The sequence below is a fragment of the Nonomuraea sp. NPDC050643 genome (genome assembly GCF_040654715.1).
In the GTDB taxonomy this organism is placed as follows: domain Bacteria; phylum Actinomycetota; class Actinomycetes; order Streptosporangiales; family Streptosporangiaceae; genus Nonomuraea.
Genome location: NZ_JBFAIM010000048.1, coordinates 31,489 through 46,238 on the forward strand (window position 1 = coordinate 31,489; position 14,750 = coordinate 46,238).

The following is a 14,750-nucleotide window of genomic DNA, read 5'->3' on the forward strand; positions in this document are numbered from 1 at the left end:
GGGGTGAGTCTGCTGAGCTGGGCGAGGCGCGCGCCGAGCGCCCGCCCGTACGTCTGGGACGCCGTGCTGGCCGCGTTCGTCTACCTCGGGACGCTGCTGATCCCGTACGCCGGGCGCCACGGGCCTCCGCTGCCTCCCCCGCCGTCGCCTCCCACGACGCCGCCCTCGGCCGCGGCGATCGTGATCGGCCTGCTGATCTGCGGCGCGCTGCTGTTCCGGCGGCGCGACCCGTGGGCGGTGCTGGCCGTGTGCGTGAGCGGGCTCGTCGTGTACTTCGCGCTCGGAGGCCAGCGCAGCATGCTCGACGCCGGCCCCGTGATCGCCATGTACACCGTGGCCTCGCGCACGCCGCGCCGGACCGCCTGGCTCACCGCGCTGATCGTCGCGCTCACCCTGAGCGGGGCCAGGTTCGTGTTCTCGGGAGAGTCGCCGCTGGCGCCCGAACTGCTCGCGCAGGTCGCCTGGATCGGCATGGCCACCGCCATCGGCGACGCGTTGCGCAGCCGCCGCGCCTACGTCTCCGCCATCGAGGAACGCGCCCGCAAGGCCGAGGACACCCGCGAGGAGGAGGCGCGCCGCCGCGTGATGGAGGAACGGCTGCGCATCGCCCGCGAACTGCACGACGTGCTGGCCCACCACATCGCGCTCATCAACGTCCAGGCCCAGGTGGCCGCCCACGTGCTCGACAGCCGGCCCGACGAGGCCCGCCAGGCGCTCGGCCACGTCAGGAACGCGGGCAAGGAGGCGCTGAACGAGCTGCGCACCACCGTCGGCCTGCTCCGCCAGCCCGGCAGCCACGAGGACGTGCCGGCCGAGCCGTCGCCGGGCCTCGAGCGGCTGCCCGAGCTGATCGCCTCCTTCACGGCGGCGGGGCTCGACGTGCAATGCCTGGCCGAAGGCGCGCCCAGACCCTTGCCCGCGCCCGTGGACCTGGCCGCGTTCCGCATCGTCCAGGAGGCGCTCACCAACGTCAGCAAGCACGCCACCGACGCCAGCGTGAAGATGCGGCTCGGCTGGGAGCCCGCCCGGGTCGTCGTCCAGGTCACCGACGACGGCCCCGGCGCTGACGGCTCACGTTCCGATGGCTCTGGTCCCGATGGCTCTGGTCCCGGCGGCTCAGGTTGCGGCGGCTCTGGTTCCGGCGGTGGCCGGAACGGTTCCGGGCACGGGCTGATCGGGATGCGGGAGCGGGCCCTGTCCGTCGGCGGGACCTTCAGCGCCGGACCCGACCGGCGCGGCGGCTGGAGCGTGCATGCCGTGCTGCCCGTCCCCGAGGAGGTGCTCCCATGAGCGTCCGCGTGCTGCTGGCCGATGACCAGGCGCTGGTCAGGGCCGGTTTCCGGGTGCTGGTGGAGTCGGCGCCCGACCTGACGGTGGTGGGGGAGGCCGCCGACGGCGGCGAGGCGGTGCGGCTGGCCAAGGAGAGCGAGCCCGACGTCGTCCTGATGGACATCCGCATGCCGGGCATGGACGGGCTGGCCGCCACCCGTGAGATCACCTCGGGCGACAGCGGGATCAGGGTGCTGGTGCTGACGACGTTCGAGATCGACGAGTACGTCTTCGCCGCGCTGCGCGCCGGCGCCAGCGGCTTCCTGGGCAAGAGCGTCGAGGCCGACCAGCTCCAGGAGGCGATCCGGCTGGTCGCCAGGGGAGAGGCGCTGCTGTCGCCGTCCGCCACCCGGGGGCTCATCTCCCGCTTCCTGGCCAGCCCGAACGCCCACCCCGACCACCTGCCCGAGGACCTGGGCGTGCTCACCGAGCGGGAGCGGGAGATCATGACGCTGGTGGCCACCGGGCTGACCAACGACGAGATCGCGGTCCGGCTGGGCATCAGCAGGACGACCGCCAAGACCCACGTCAACCGGGCGATGCTCAAGCTGGGCGCGCACGACCGCGCCCAGCTCGTGATCATCGCGTACGAGACGGGCCTGGTCCATCCCCGGCCGCAGTAGCCGGGGTGGCCGGGTACGGCGATCGCGGTAGGCCAGGACCATCCCAAGGTCGGAAATTTCCCCTGCATATGGCGGCGAGTCTGGAAACGCCGGGCTACTTGCCCTGTCCCATATGCGAAGAGAAGTGGACCGATGTCGTTCCTGGCCAGATTGAGCCTCGCCAACAGAGGACTCGTCGCGCTCGTCACCCTCGTGGTGGCGGGCCTCGGCGTCTTCACCATCCCCCAGCTGAAACAGCAGCTCCTGCCCTCATTGGCCTTCCCGCAGGTCTCGATCATGGCGGCGTACCCCGGCGCGGCGCCGCAGATCGTCGAGGACACCGTGACCGTCCCCCTGGAGGACGCGGTACGCGGCCTGACCGGCGTCACCGGCGTCACCTCGACCTCCCGCGAATCCAGCTCGGCCGTCCAGGTCGCCTTCGACTTCGGCACCGACGTCGACGCCGCCCAGAGCGACATCCAGCAGGCGGTGGACCGGCTCTCACTCCCTGACGGCGTCGAACCGCAGGTCAACGTGGGCAGCACCGACGACCTTCCGGTCCTCCAGCTCGCCGCCACCTCCGGCACGGACGAGCGGCGCCTGGCCGACACCCTGTCGACCCAGGTGGTGCCCACGCTCGCGGGCATCGAGGGCGTCAAGGAGGCCACCGTCACCGGCCTGCGCGACCAGGTCATCACCATCACCCCCGACACGGACGAGCTCAAGGACAAGGGCCTGGACGCCTCGGCGATCTCGACCGCGATCCAGAACGCGGGCAGCCCTCTGCCCGCCGGCACGCTGACCAGGTCGGACACCGCGCTGAGCGTCCAGGTCGGCAGCCGGTTCGACGGCCTCGCCGACCTGAAGGACCTCTACCTCAGCCCGCCGGCCACCGCCGAGCCCGCCACCGGACAGCCCTCTTCGACGGGACGCCCCGGCACCGCCCAGCCCCGGCAGCAGGCGCCGAAGCCCGCCCCCAAACCCGACCCCGTACGGCTGGGCGACGTCGCGAGCGTCAAGCTGGGCCTGGCCGACTCCGCCACGCTCACCCGTACCGACGGCAGGCCGAGCCTCGGCGTGTCGATCACCATGAAGCCCGACGGCAACGCCGTGTCCATCTCCGAGGACGTCCGGGCCGAGCTGCCCGGCCTGACCCGGCAGCTCGGCGGCCAGGGCAGCCTCACCATCGTGTTCGACCAGGCGCCCTCCGTCGAGCAGGCCGTCGAGAGCCTGACCACCGAGGGCCTGCTGGGTCTGGCCATGGCCGTCCTGGTCATCCTGGTCTTCCTGTTCTCGGTCAGGTCCACGCTGGTCACCGCGGTCTCCATCCCGCTGTCGGTGCTCATCGCGCTGATCGCGCTGTGGGCCTGGGACTACTCGCTCAACATGCTCACCCTCGGGGCCCTCACCATCGCGGTCGGCCGGGTCGTGGACGACTCGATCGTGGTCCTCGAGAACATCAAACGCCACCTCTCCTACGGCGAACGCAAACGGCAGGCCATCGAGAACGGCGTCCGCGAGGTCGCCGGAGCCGTCACCGCCTCCACCCTGACCACGGTCGCCGTCTTCCTGCCCATCGCCTTCGTCGGCGGTCTCGTGGGCGAGCTGTTCGGCTCGTTCTCCATCACGGTGACGGTGGCCCTGCTGGCCTCGCTGCTGGTGTCGCTGACCGTCGTGCCGGTGATGAGCTACTGGTTCATGAAGCCGGGCAAAGAGGGCGACCGGGGCGAGGCCGAGGAGCGTGAGCGGCGCAGCGTGATGCAGCGGGCGTACGTGCCCGTCATCCGGTTCGCCACCCGGCACCGGCTCTCCACGGTGGCCGCCGCGCTGGCCATCCTCGCCGGGACGCTCGCCCTGATCCCGCGCCTGGAGACCAGCTTCATCGACAACGCCGGCCAGAACACCGTCAGCGTCACCCAGAACCTGCCCGCCGGCACCTCCCTGGCCGCCGCCGACGCCAAGGCCAAGCAGGTCGAGGAGATGCTGGCCGACGTGGAGGCCATCGAGTCGTACCAGGTCACCGTGGGCGGCGGAAGCGCCGTCGCGATGACCGGCGGCCCGCCCGGACGCGGCGGCGGTGGCGGCGGCGCGGCCCGCGCGAGCTACTCCCTCACCCTGCGCGACGGCAGCGACACCGTCGCCGTCGAGGACGCCCTGCGCACCCGGCTCGGCGCCCTCACCGACGCCGGCGAGATCAGCGTCGGGGAGTCGGGCGGCTTCGGCGGGGACGGCCTGGAGGTCGTGGTGCACGCCGCCGACCAGGACACCCTGCGCCAGGCGGCCGACCTCGTCCGGGACACCATGGCGGCCATGCCCGGCGTGGCCGAGGTGACCAGCACCGTCGCCGACACCGCGCCCCGCGTCGACGTCACCGTGGACCGCGAGGAGGCCGCCGAGAAGGGCCTGTCGGAGATGGCCATCGGGCAGGCGGTGGCGCAGGCGTTCCAGGGCGCCACCGTCACCCAGCTCAGCTTCGACAGCACGACCGCGGACGTCGTCCTGCGCACCGGCGGCGCGCCCGCCTCACTCGGCGACCTGCGCGACCTCGAACTGCCCGGCGGTGTCGAGTTGCGCGACGTCGCCAAGGTCGAGCAGGTGAACGGGCCCGTCTCGGTCACCCGTATCGACGGGCAGCGCAGCGCCACCGTCTCCGGCAAGCACACCGGCTCCGACCTGGGCGCGGCCGGCACCGACCTGCAGAGCAGACTGGCCAAGCTGTCGCTGCCGGCCGGGGCCACGTACTCGATGGGCGGCGCCAGCGAGGACCAGGCGGAGGCGTTCGGCAGCCTCGGGCTGGCGCTGGTCGCGGCCGTAGCCCTGGTGTTCTTCGTCATGGTCGGCACGTTCCGCAGCCTGATCCAGCCCCTGATCCTGCTGGTGTCGATCCCGTTCGCCGCCACCGGCGCCATCGGGCTGCTCCTGATCACCGGCACCCCGCTGGGGCTGGCGGCGATGATCGGCCTGCTGATGCTGGTCGGCATCGTCGTCACCAACGCGATCGTGCTGCTCGACCTGATCAACCAGTATCGGCGGCAGGGGATGGCGCTGCACGAGGCGGTGGTCGAGGGCGGCCGCAAACGACTGCGACCCATCCTGATGACCGCCCTGGCCACCATCTTCGCCCTCATGCCGATGGCGCTGGGCATCACGGGGGGCGGCGGCTTCATCTCCAAGCCCCTCGCCGTCGTGGTCATCGGCGGCCTGGTCAGCTCCACCCTGCTCACGCTCATCCTGGTGCCTACCCTTGTGGTTGCTGTACATGAGAGGCGTGAGAGAAGATCGCGTCCCCCTCATTCCGGCGATCGTCTACGTCAGAGTGTCGATGATGCTCGAAGAAAAGATCTCGCCGGCAATCCAGCGTGACGCCATCGAGTCGTTAGCCGCCCGGCGGGGGTACTACATCCCGCCGGGTATGTGGCCGAATGGTGGCTGGATCGAGGACTTGGATGTGTCGGGGAGGAACTTCCAGCGAACGATCATGGAAGCCATCGCCCAAGTAGAGTCGGGCAAGGCCACCGCGATCCTCGTGTGGAAGTACTCCCGCTTCGGCCGGAACCGCACCGGCAACCAGCTCAACCTCGCCAGGCCGGAAGCGGCGGGCGGTGAGCTGGTGTCGGCCACAGAAGAGGTGGACTCCACTACCGCTGTCGGCAAGCTGACCCGGGGCGTGCTGATGGAGATCGCCGCCTTCGAGAGCGACAGAGCGGGCGAGCAGTGGGCGGAGGCGTACCAGAATCGCCTGGCGCGAGGGCTGCCGCCCGCCGGAGCTCGCGGCGCTGCTCGCCCAGGTGCTCGCTGTCGCTGTGCAGGCGAGCGTGCCATCGCTGAACCTGCTGGTCGCCGCGTTCGCGATGGCGGTCAGTGCGATCGGTCCGGTGCTTCCGCTGCTGGGATCGCTAGCGATTGCGCTAGCCGGAAGCGTCCTGCCCGCCGTGGCTCCACTGCTGCCACAGCTCGCCCTGCTGAACACGCTCGCCTTGATCAAGAGCGTCGCCGATCTGACGCCTATGATCTTGCCGCTCCTTCCGCCGCTGCTGCAGCTGGTCACGCCCCTGCTGCCGCCGCTGATCATGCTGGTGCAGTCAGCCGCGCTGCTCCTGCAGGGCGACTTTCTCGACGCACTGGCCACGGCCGGGCGCGGGATCCTCGACTTCCTCGTCATCGTCGACAACCTCGGCTGGCAGCTCCCGCAAGGGCTGTGGAACGGCATCCAGTCGGCCGCCTCGTGATTTCGGAACGTGATCTGGGGCTTCTTCCGCAACATCCTGCCCGACTGGGTGCGGGCGGCGATGGGCATCAGCTCGCCTTCGACGCTCTTCGCGGAGATCGGTCAGTTCACGATGCTTGGCATGGCTCAGGGCATGCAGTCCTCGGCGCGGACGGTGCTGGCTACCGCATCGCGTATCGCCGGAGACCTGGAGCGGTCGTTTCGGCCGAACCTGAGCGCGACCATCGGCGACCTCGGAACGACCGGCCGCACCGTCACCGGCGCGGGACTGAACCGGCCAGCCGGGGTGAACATCTCCGTCACCACGATCAACCCGGCCGCCGAGACCACCAGCGAGACCGTCAACCGCGGCCTCGCCTACGCCGGGATGCTGGGGGTGTTGTAACGAAGTACACGAGGTTAGCTCGCAAGCAGGTCGAAGTGGAAGCCGACGATCAACAGGACCACCGCTATCCATCGAAGGATTCGTTCCGACACTGGATTCTCCAGCATCATGGCCGCCAGCTTCGCCAACGCGTCAGGGTTCACTACCGCGAAAGCAATAGCCACGTAGCAGACCAGCATGGGTACGCCGATCGTCCACTCGACAGAACCGCCGCCCACGTAGGCCGAAATCCCAAAGGGAACCGCCCCGATCAGCCAAATAATCATCGATGGGACACGAAGCCACTTTTCGGGGAGGTCAGCCCACGGGTCAACGCGCCGAACCCGCTCCCCGAACTGCCGGATACGCTCAGGGCCGATCACGTCCAGAACAACCGTCATGCCCCCGAGGAACGCGCCGATCTTACCGGTCCGACCCCACCACAACATGGGAACACCGAGCAGATTGTTGCCGACGGTGGATTTGCCGTCGAACCACATGCGCCACGCTTCCAAGTAGCTGATGTCCGCCACCATCGGAGCGTAGAAGCCGCGCTGGGTAATGCCTAGCGATTTCGCATGGGGCCTTCACGATGCTTGAGCGCCCGAAATGCACTTGGCACTTTGACGTCAGTAAACACATGGACACCGCGCCCTGGCCTTTGAACAAAGTAGGAGGGGCCATGCCGACGTACCAGCTCGACGGGGGTCCGCTCGACCATCCGGCCGGCACCATGAGACGATGACGGTGCCGCTCGTGCTGACCGTGTACGGCCGCACCCCGGCCGGTGCGCCAGGCGGGTTCGAGCAGATGGAGCGCAACCTGGAGGCGCTCGGCGCGCTGCTCGGTGTCAAGCACCGACTGATGAAGCTCACCTACATTGCGGGCACGATCGTCCGCCAGGCCGACGTCATCCTTGACGGGATCAGTGAGCCGGAGCTCAACACCTCGGCCGCGATGGCCCGTCTTACCGCGCTGGTGCGCATCCCCGGCGTGTATTGGCGCGACGAGATCGAGACCACACGGCAGGGATCGGCGAACGCCGTTGACCAGCCCGTGAGCACGCTCGCGGGCTCGACCGGGCCGATCATCGACGCACTGGTACGCTTCACCGGCGCGGCCGTCAACCCTGCCCTGACCGACGTGGCCACCGGAGGCCCGATCTCTCGCTCGTCGGGGTGCTCGCGGGAGAGCGGCTCCTGATCGACTGCGGACAGATGCGGGCCCGCTTGGTGACGACCGATACGTGGGACCTGGCGGCCGGGACGGATGTGACCCGCGACATCAACGCGACCGGCCCCGGGTCGGCATTCCGGTGGCTCCACCTCACTCCGGCTATGGCGGTAGGCGATCCGCATTCGCGAGCCGTCCTGGTCGACGCCGCGGCGTTGGGCACGTCGGCCGCGTCAGCTCTCGCGATCCGGGCGCGCCGCTCCTACTTGTAGCCATGTCGACAGCTACTGCAGCTCGACGCCGCCAGTGATGTAGTACTGGGTAGGCGGGCAGTACCTCACGGAACTTGACCCTGATCCAACCCAGAACCAGTCCCCTCGGTAGAAGTAGTACCAGGTGGATGACGGAGTTTCGGCACAGGTAATTCTCACCCTGTAGTAGCCCGTTCCCGCGGTACACCGTGTCCAGGAACCTCCGCCTGGGCCCCACGTCGCGACAGCATTGGGGATGGTGCATAGGTTGGGAACGGCACTCGCCGGTGTCGTGTTCAGGACTGTGGCGCCGGCCACTAGAACGGCAGCCGTTCCCACACGCGCCGCCATTCGAACAACGTTCATCTCGTATCCTCCACGGGATGCAGTAGAGCGCCGACCTTGATCTCATCGGCGCGTGCCGCTGACTTCGGCGCTCGCGGATCACGACTCACCTGAAGTCGTAGGGGTGTGTTTCGGCGTTGCAAGGTGTTCGCGTCCGAAGCATCGTCGTGCGTTCGTCACGTGGGAAGTGTTTTTCGGCGTCCGCCGAAAGGCACTGGTCAACTGCTGGTAGCTCAGCACCTGCGTCGCCCCAAGACACGAGCCCTGTAGACGCTCCGGCCGCTGGAAGGAGGCAACCAGGTGTTCGGCGTCCGTCTCATCGCCTACGCTCCCAACGGTGACCGCCTGGGTTTGCTGCCGCATCCGCTGTCGGTCCAGACCGGGCATCCGCTGAACGACCTGCCCGCGATGACGCTGAAGTACAGCCGTCACGCCCTCGGCGCCGGCCTGCTCGCGCAGCCGTGCGAATTGGCCGTTGAATGGTCGGAAGACGGGCTGATGTGGACGGAGCCGCCTGACGGTCGATTCCCGCTGATCCGGCGGCGCGCCGACCAGGTCGACGAGACCGGGCTGGCCATGTGACAGCGCGGGACAGCCATGGGCGCAGATCCTCACGATCTACTACCGGCCCGGCCTCGATGCCCTCACTACGCTCATCAACCTCGCCGAGCAGGGTGTGTGCGACTTTCGCATGAGCGGGCGGACGCTGCAGGTGTTCAACCCAGACAGCAAGCTCGCGCGATTGGGCAACCGGTCCCGCGCCGGTGGATGTGCGGTTCGGTCGCGACGTGGTGCAGGCCCCCGACGTCGGCACGTTCGAGGATCTGGCCAGCGCGGCCCTGGTGGTGGGGGAGGACGGGTTCCGCGCGTCGTTCCACAACGGCGGCGCGTACGAGCCGTGGGGGAGGTGGGAGACCTACATCGGCCAGGGCGGCGTCTCCGATCCGGGGACCGCGCAGTTGCTCGCCGAGGCGGTGCTGCTGCGGGCCGGGCACGAGCGGATCCAGCGCATCCGCCAGATCAGCCCGTACACTGCGCGATGGCTGTCGTGGCGTGACTACCGTCCAGGCGACCGGATTCTCGCCCCCGCCGAGGCCGGGGCCATGGAGTCGCTGCGGATCCGTCAGCTCACGGTGACCAGGGACAAGGACGGCGTCATCGGCGGCAACCTGGTCCTGAATGACCGGCTGCTGGAACGGGACCTGCGGTTGGCCCGCCGCACGGCCGGCATCGCCGGCGGCTCGACCGCTGAGGGCGGGTCGGGCACGCAGCCCGCGCCGGAGTTCCCGGCCCCGCGAACTCCGGCAGCCCCAGCCGGGCTGATCGTGAACCCCTTGGCGTACATCGACGAGCACGAGATGCCGCGCGGGCAGGTGACGAAAGGGGTTGTGGTGACGACGCCGAATCCGGAGGTGTGGGATGTCCTGGCGATGGACCCCACGCACGTCTCGCCCATCACCACCGCCATGCTGGAAGCGTGGGGATTCCGGATCGGGCTTCTCACTTTCTACGGCAAATATCAGGACGGGATCATCGGGCCGTGGACCCGCTGAGCCGCGCGGCCTGCACCGCCACAGTGGTGGTGCAGGCCGCAGTGTCGTCGGGCGGACACGGCGGACCGTGTTCGTGATCGACGATGCCGAGATGTCGCGCGCCTTCGGCCGGGATCGCCTTGTACTTGTCGTACTGCACGGGGCACGGAGTGGACTGGTCGAGCCCGAGCCTGCCGCAGCAGATGGCGATGATGCGGTGGCTGGTGGACGAGCCGATGCGGCCGCGCTCGCGCAGGCCGGGAGCGACGGCGCGGTATCGCAGCGAAGACATGGCGAACAAGATCATGGGGACGGTCGGGGAGTTCCTGTCGTGGTGCAGCCTGCCGGGATGGGTGCCGCCGACGCTGGTCAACGCCCTGACCCAGCCGCAGTATCTGCGCTACCTGCCCACGGGGTTCGAGGCGGGCGAAGACGGCCAGAACCGAACGGTGATGGCCCGCACGATCAAGTTCCGGGTCGCGGTCCCGGGCTATGAGTGGCTGTCGGATGAGGAGATCGGCGTGCTGCTCGGCCTGGCCCGGCACGCCCGCGACGCCTTCCTGATCCAGCTCCTGGCAGAAACGGGCAGGAGACTCGGTGAGGCGCTGGGCCGGCGCCGCAAGGACATGCATCTGCTGCCGGACTCCCGGGTGCTGGGCTGTCGGCACGAAGGGCCGCACGTTCACGTCCCTCGGCGGCTGAACGCCAACGGCGCGTTCGCCAAGGAGCGGCAGCCTCGGGCGATCCCGGTGGAGCGCGAGGTGATCGAGACGTATTCGCGCTACCAGTACGAGCGGGACGAGGTCGGCGAGGCGAGGCCGCCTCGCCGGAGGGCATCCCCAGGCTCTCCAGGTAGGACAGTGTGGTTCTACGTGGTTCTACGCGGAGATGAGGTGATACAGGCGCTTGCTTCGCTTCAGGCTGGTCAGCTCAGGCCCGCGTCGTGGGCGAGGATCGCGATCTGGGTGCGGTTGTCCATACCGAGCTTGGTGAGGATGCTGGAGACGTGCGCCTTCACGGTCGTGATGCCCATGGACAGGCCCGCGGCGATGTCGGCGTTCGTCTGGCCGCGCGCGATCGCCAGGGCCACCTCGTGCTCGCGAGGGGTGAGGGCGGCCAGCGCGGCACGGGCCCGCTCATAGGCGCCGACCTGCGCGACGGTGCGCTCCATCAACCGACGGGTGATGCGCGGGGACAGGATCGGATCGCCCGCGGCGACCCGGGTGACCGCCTCCACGATCCGCGGCGGCGGGGTGTCCTTCAGCAGGAACCCGGCAGCGCCCGCGCGGAGGGCGTGCAGGACGTTCTCGTCGGTGTCGAACGTGGTCAGCACGATCACCTCAGGCGGGCGGGCACGGGCGCGCAGCCGGCGGGTGGCGATGATGCCGTCCACCCGCGGCATCCGCAGGTCCATCAGGACGACATCGGGGGCGTGGGCGTCGGTGGCCGTGATCGCCTCCTGGCCGTCGGCCGCCTCGCCGACGACCGTGATACCGGCAGCGCCGTCCAGCATCATGGACAGCCCTGCTCGGACCAGGGCATCGTCGTCGACCAGTAACACGCGGATCACGCGGGCCATGGTAGCCGGGCCTGGAGCCGGAACTCCCCCTCAGCGCTGTGGTGATCCAGCTTCCCGCCGGCCAGCCGTACCCGCTCGGTGAGCCCGACCAGGCCGAGGCCGCTGCCGGGCGCCAGTGGGGCGGCGCCGGCCGGGGCCAGCGGGTTGCGGATGTCGATCAGCAGGGGCGTCCCGGGAGCGCCGCGCAGCAGCACGTCCACCGGTTGGCCGGGGGCGTGTTTGCGGGCGTTGGTGAGCCCCTCCTGGACGACGCGGTAGGCGGTCCGGGACGCGGCCTGCGGCCAGGCGCCCTCGTCGGTGACCTCCTCGCGGAGCCGCACCTCCTGGCCGGCCTCCCGCGCGTCGGCGATCAGGCCGGGCAGGTCGGCCAGCGCCGGCTGGGGTTCCAGCTCGTCCAGGTGGTCGTCCTGCTCGCGCAGCAGGCTGATCACCTGGCGGAGCTCCTCCAGCGCCTGGTGGACCCCGGTGCGGATCACCCCGGCGGCCCGGGCGAGCTGCTCGGGGGAGGAGTCCGGGCGGTATTCCAGTGCCCCCGCGTGGGTGGCCACCAGGGACAGGCGGTGGGCCAGCACGTCGTGCATCTCCCCGGCGAGCCGGCGGCGTTCGGCCATGCGGGCCTCGGCGACCCGCCTGCCCTGCTCGGCCTCGGCGCGGTCGGCACGCTCGTGCAGGGAGATGAGCAGGGTGCGGCGGGAGCGGGCCAGCGCGCCCCAGCCGAGCAGCGCGCCGTAGGAGGCGCAGATCAGCAGTAACCACCATTGCTGGGAGATGCCGGAGTTCGGCCGCCACAGCCCCTGGATCACGTGGGCCGCGACGCCCACGGCCGCCACCGCCGCCGCGACGGGGAAGCGCCTGCGCTGGGCCACCTGCAGCGCCCCCATCGTCGCCGCCGCAGTGGCCACGGGCGAAAGGGTGGCCAGGAGGGTGGCGGCCAGCGCTCCCGAGGTCGGCCACGACAGCTGGGCGAGCGCCGCGACCAGGCTCACCGCCGCGACGACGACGTCCAGTCCCCACATGGGCCCGCCGGCCAGGCTCCACAGCGTGAGGGCGCTCAGGCCACCCATCCCGAGGACCACGCTGGCCATCGCGATCGGGTGCGAGGGTCGGATCTTGCTCACCGGGTCAGGGTAATCGCCGGTTCGCTGGCGCCATACCTACCAAAGTAGGACCCGTACCGCACCGGGGGAGAACACAGAGCGACCGTGCGCCCGATGCGGCGGATCGGGCGACCGGGCGAAGCTGACGGGCATGAACACCTCAGCCAAGCGAATCCTCCTCACCGTCGTCGGCGCCCCCGCGGCCGCCCTGGCCGTCTGGACCCTGGCCGTGCCGGTCGCCGGAACCACTCCGACCGTGCGCATGGGCGCCGGCACGCAGCAGATCGGACCGGGATCGGTCCTGGTGGCGAGCCTGCTGGTCGGGCTGACGGGCTGGGCGCTGCTGGTCGTCCTGGAGCGGTTCGCGTCTCGGTCTGCCCGGATCTGGACGATCGTCGCCCTGGCCGTACTCGTCCTGTCCCTGCTCGGGCCGATCGGCAGCGCCGTCGGCATCGCCACGATGCTGGTGCTGGTCCTGATGCACCTGGTCGTCGGCACCGTGCTCGTCCTGGGGCTGGTACGGCGATGAACCCGCCCGGGCCCGTCACCCGCCAACCGGGCGCGGGCGGCCCGCCCACGACCATTCGCACCCCGCTGGACAACGCTGACACCGCACAGGAGACATGACATGACCGTCCTCGCCAGAGCGATCGAGGCCACCCGCCGCTACGGTGACGTGCTCGCGCTCGACCGCGTCTCGCTTGACATCAGGGCGGGCGAACTGGTCGGGCTGCTCGGCCCGAACGGCGCCGGCAAGTCCACCCTCATCAACCTCTTCGTAGGGCTGCGCCGACCGACGTCGGGCACGGTGGAACTGCTCGGCGGCTCGCCTGCCGACCCCGCCGTACGACGGGGCATCGGGGTGACGCCCCAGGAGACGGGATTGCCGGACGCGCTCAAGGTGGGCGAGATCATCTCCTTCGTCTCCGCCCATCACCCGAAACACCGGGATAAGGCAGACCTGTTGGAGCGGTTCAGGCTGGCCGACCTGGCCAAGCGGCAGATCGGCGGGCTGTCCGGCGGGCAGAAGCGCCGCCTGGCGGTGGCGCTGGCCTTCGCCGGCAACCCGCGCGTGGTCTTCCTCGACGAACCCACCACCGGGCTGGACGTGGAGGCCAGGCGAACCCTGTGGGAGGGCATCAGGAGCTTCCACACCGACGGCGGCACCGTGGTGCTGACCAGCCACTACCTGGAGGAGATCGAGGCGCTGGCGCAGCGGGTGGTCGTGGTCGGCCGGGGCCGGGTGCTGGCCGACGGCACCGTAAAGGCCGTGCGCGACGTGGTGGGCGTGCGCCGGGTCTCCTTCGCGGCGCCGGCCGTACCCGATCTGCCCGGGATCTTGCGGAGCTCGATCGAGGACGGCCGGGTGCACCTGCTCACCACCGACTCCGACCTGCTGGTCACCGAACTGGTACGCACCGGGACGGCCTTCGCCGACCTGCAGGTGCGGCCGACCTCGTTGGAAGAGGCCTTCATCACCATCACCGCCAAGGAGGAGGCACGTGTCTAACCTCATCCTCACCCACACCCGCTACCAGTTCCTGGAGCAGCTGCGCGTCCCGATCGCGCTGGTGGCCAGCGCGTTCTTCCCCGCGGCCGCGATGCTGGCGTTCGTGGTGCCCTTCACCGGCGCCGACCCGGCGAGCGCCACGTCGGCGACGGCCGCGATGATGCTGTTCGGCGCCATGTCGGCGGCGCTGATCGGGCTGAGCATCAGCGTGGCACAGGACCGCGAGCAGCCCTGGGACCCCTACCTGCGCACGCTGCCCGCCGGCCCGCTGCCCCGCTTCGCCGGCCGCATCCTGACCACGATGGCCAGCATGCTGCTGTCGGTGGTGCCGGTCCTGCTCATCTCGGCCTTCCTCACCGCCGCCGTCATTTCCCCGCTCCGCCTGGCGCTGGGCATCGGCGCGCTGCTGGCGGGCTCTGTGCCGTTCATGCTGATGGGTTTGTTCATCGGGTACGCGGTGTCGTCCAAGGCGGCGATCGCGGTGTCGCAGGTGGCGTACTTCCCGATCGCGGTGCTGGGCGGGCTGCTGATGCCGCTGGAGGTCATGCCGCGTTTCGTGCAGTCCCTGGCGCCGTTCGTGCCCAGCCGTGGCGCGATCGAACTCACGTGGGCCGCGGTGGCGGGCCGCACCCCCTCCCCCGTCTCCCTGGCCGCCTTCGCGGCCTGGACCATTCTCGCCGCGGCCGCCGCCACCTGGGCCTACCGCCGAGACGAGGGCCGCCGCTTCTCCTGATCCGTTT

The 14,750-nt window shown here is 70.1% G+C and carries 15 protein-coding genes and 1 pseudogene; 12 read left to right on the top strand and 4 right to left on the bottom strand.

Annotation, left to right across the window (positions count from 1 at the left end; genetic code table 11):
- Positions 1 to 3: 3 nt before the first annotated feature.
- The 6 genes and pseudogenes from AB0I15_RS44130 to AB0I15_RS44155 all read left to right on the top strand — a co-directional run bounded on the left by AB0I15_RS44130 (position 4) and on the right by AB0I15_RS44155 (position 6,544).
- Complete coding sequence (locus AB0I15_RS44130; RefSeq protein ID WP_358110298.1) at positions 4 to 1,290, top strand: histidine kinase; 1,287 nt, start codon at positions 4 to 6, stop codon at positions 1,288 to 1,290.
- On the top strand, positions 1,287 to 1,952 hold the full coding sequence (locus AB0I15_RS44135) for a response regulator transcription factor (RefSeq protein WP_358110301.1): 666 nt from the start codon (positions 1,287 to 1,289) through the stop codon (positions 1,950 to 1,952). Before AB0I15_RS44130 ends, AB0I15_RS44135 begins: the two co-directional genes overlap by 4 nt.
- A gap of 132 nt (positions 1,953 to 2,084) precedes the next feature.
- Positions 2,085 to 5,294 (top strand): efflux RND transporter permease subunit, encoded by a 3,210-nt coding sequence (locus AB0I15_RS44140; protein ID WP_358110304.1) that lies wholly within the window; start codon positions 2,085 to 2,087, stop codon positions 5,292 to 5,294.
- Positions 5,257 to 5,622, top strand: a pseudogene (locus AB0I15_RS44145) (recombinase family protein); the annotation flags it as partial. The gene AB0I15_RS44140 and the pseudogene AB0I15_RS44145, both read left to right, overlap by 38 nt.
- A gap of 124 nt (positions 5,623 to 5,746) precedes the next feature.
- A complete protein-coding gene (locus AB0I15_RS44150; protein ID WP_358110307.1) occupies positions 5,747 to 6,160 on the top strand; it encodes a hypothetical protein in 414 nt (137 codons plus the stop codon).
- A gap of 9 nt (positions 6,161 to 6,169) precedes the next feature.
- Positions 6,170 to 6,544 (top strand): hypothetical protein, encoded by a 375-nt coding sequence (locus tag AB0I15_RS44155; protein WP_358110310.1) that lies wholly within the window; start codon positions 6,170 to 6,172, stop codon positions 6,542 to 6,544.
- Between the two features lie 14 nt (positions 6,545 to 6,558).
- Here the strand turns inward: AB0I15_RS44155 and AB0I15_RS44160 are convergent, their stop codons facing one another.
- Positions 6,559 to 7,056: a hypothetical protein gene (locus AB0I15_RS44160; RefSeq protein ID WP_358110313.1), complete on the bottom strand. Its 498-nt coding sequence runs from the start codon at positions 7,054 to 7,056 to the stop codon at positions 6,559 to 6,561.
- A 208-nt stretch (positions 7,057 to 7,264) separates the two neighbouring features.
- Here AB0I15_RS44160 and AB0I15_RS44165 point away from each other — a divergent pair, with 208 nt between their 5' ends.
- The 3 genes from AB0I15_RS44165 to AB0I15_RS44175 all read left to right on the top strand — a co-directional run bounded on the left by AB0I15_RS44165 (position 7,265) and on the right by AB0I15_RS44175 (position 9,845).
- Positions 7,265 to 7,726, top strand: coding sequence for a hypothetical protein (locus AB0I15_RS44165; protein ID WP_358110316.1), 462 nt, complete (start codon positions 7,265 to 7,267; stop codon positions 7,724 to 7,726).
- An 866-nt stretch (positions 7,727 to 8,592) separates the two neighbouring features.
- On the top strand, positions 8,593 to 8,874 hold the full coding sequence (locus AB0I15_RS44170) for a hypothetical protein (protein ID WP_358110319.1): 282 nt from the start codon (positions 8,593 to 8,595) through the stop codon (positions 8,872 to 8,874).
- A 182-nt stretch (positions 8,875 to 9,056) separates the two neighbouring features.
- Positions 9,057 to 9,845, top strand: a complete 789-nt coding sequence (locus tag AB0I15_RS44175) for a hypothetical protein (protein WP_358110322.1) — start codon at positions 9,057 to 9,059, stop codon at positions 9,843 to 9,845.
- On the opposite strand, the gene AB0I15_RS44180 is transcribed toward AB0I15_RS44175, so the two are convergent.
- The 3 genes from AB0I15_RS44180 to AB0I15_RS44190 all read right to left on the bottom strand — a co-directional run bounded on the left by AB0I15_RS44180 (position 9,823) and on the right by AB0I15_RS44190 (position 12,521).
- The gene (locus AB0I15_RS44180; RefSeq protein ID WP_358110325.1) at positions 9,823 to 10,116 is read right to left on the bottom strand and encodes a hypothetical protein; all 294 of its coding nucleotides are present in this window, start codon (positions 10,114 to 10,116) and stop codon (positions 9,823 to 9,825) included. The genes AB0I15_RS44175 and AB0I15_RS44180 overlap by 23 nt on opposite strands.
- Positions 10,117 to 10,749: 633 nt before the next feature.
- Complete coding sequence (locus tag AB0I15_RS44185; protein WP_358110328.1) at positions 10,750 to 11,403, bottom strand: response regulator transcription factor; 654 nt, start codon at positions 11,401 to 11,403, stop codon at positions 10,750 to 10,752.
- A complete protein-coding gene (locus AB0I15_RS44190) occupies positions 11,391 to 12,521 on the bottom strand; it encodes a histidine kinase (protein WP_358110331.1) in 1,131 nt (376 codons plus the stop codon). Before AB0I15_RS44190 ends, AB0I15_RS44185 begins: the two co-directional genes overlap by 13 nt.
- Positions 12,522 to 12,651: 130 nt before the next feature.
- Between AB0I15_RS44190 and AB0I15_RS44195 the strand changes: the two genes are divergently transcribed.
- The 3 genes from AB0I15_RS44195 to AB0I15_RS44205 all read left to right on the top strand — a co-directional run bounded on the left by AB0I15_RS44195 (position 12,652) and on the right by AB0I15_RS44205 (position 14,743).
- Positions 12,652 to 13,029, top strand: a complete 378-nt coding sequence (locus tag AB0I15_RS44195) for a DUF6069 family protein (protein ID WP_358110334.1) — start codon at positions 12,652 to 12,654, stop codon at positions 13,027 to 13,029.
- Positions 13,030 to 13,128: 99 nt separating this feature from the next.
- Positions 13,129 to 14,010, top strand: coding sequence for an ABC transporter ATP-binding protein (locus AB0I15_RS44200; RefSeq protein WP_358110337.1), 882 nt, complete (start codon positions 13,129 to 13,131; stop codon positions 14,008 to 14,010).
- On the top strand, positions 14,003 to 14,743 hold the full coding sequence (locus AB0I15_RS44205; protein WP_358110340.1) for an ABC transporter permease: 741 nt from the start codon (positions 14,003 to 14,005) through the stop codon (positions 14,741 to 14,743). The genes AB0I15_RS44200 and AB0I15_RS44205 overlap by 8 nt, the downstream gene beginning before the upstream one ends.
- Positions 14,744 to 14,750 lie beyond the last annotated feature (7 nt).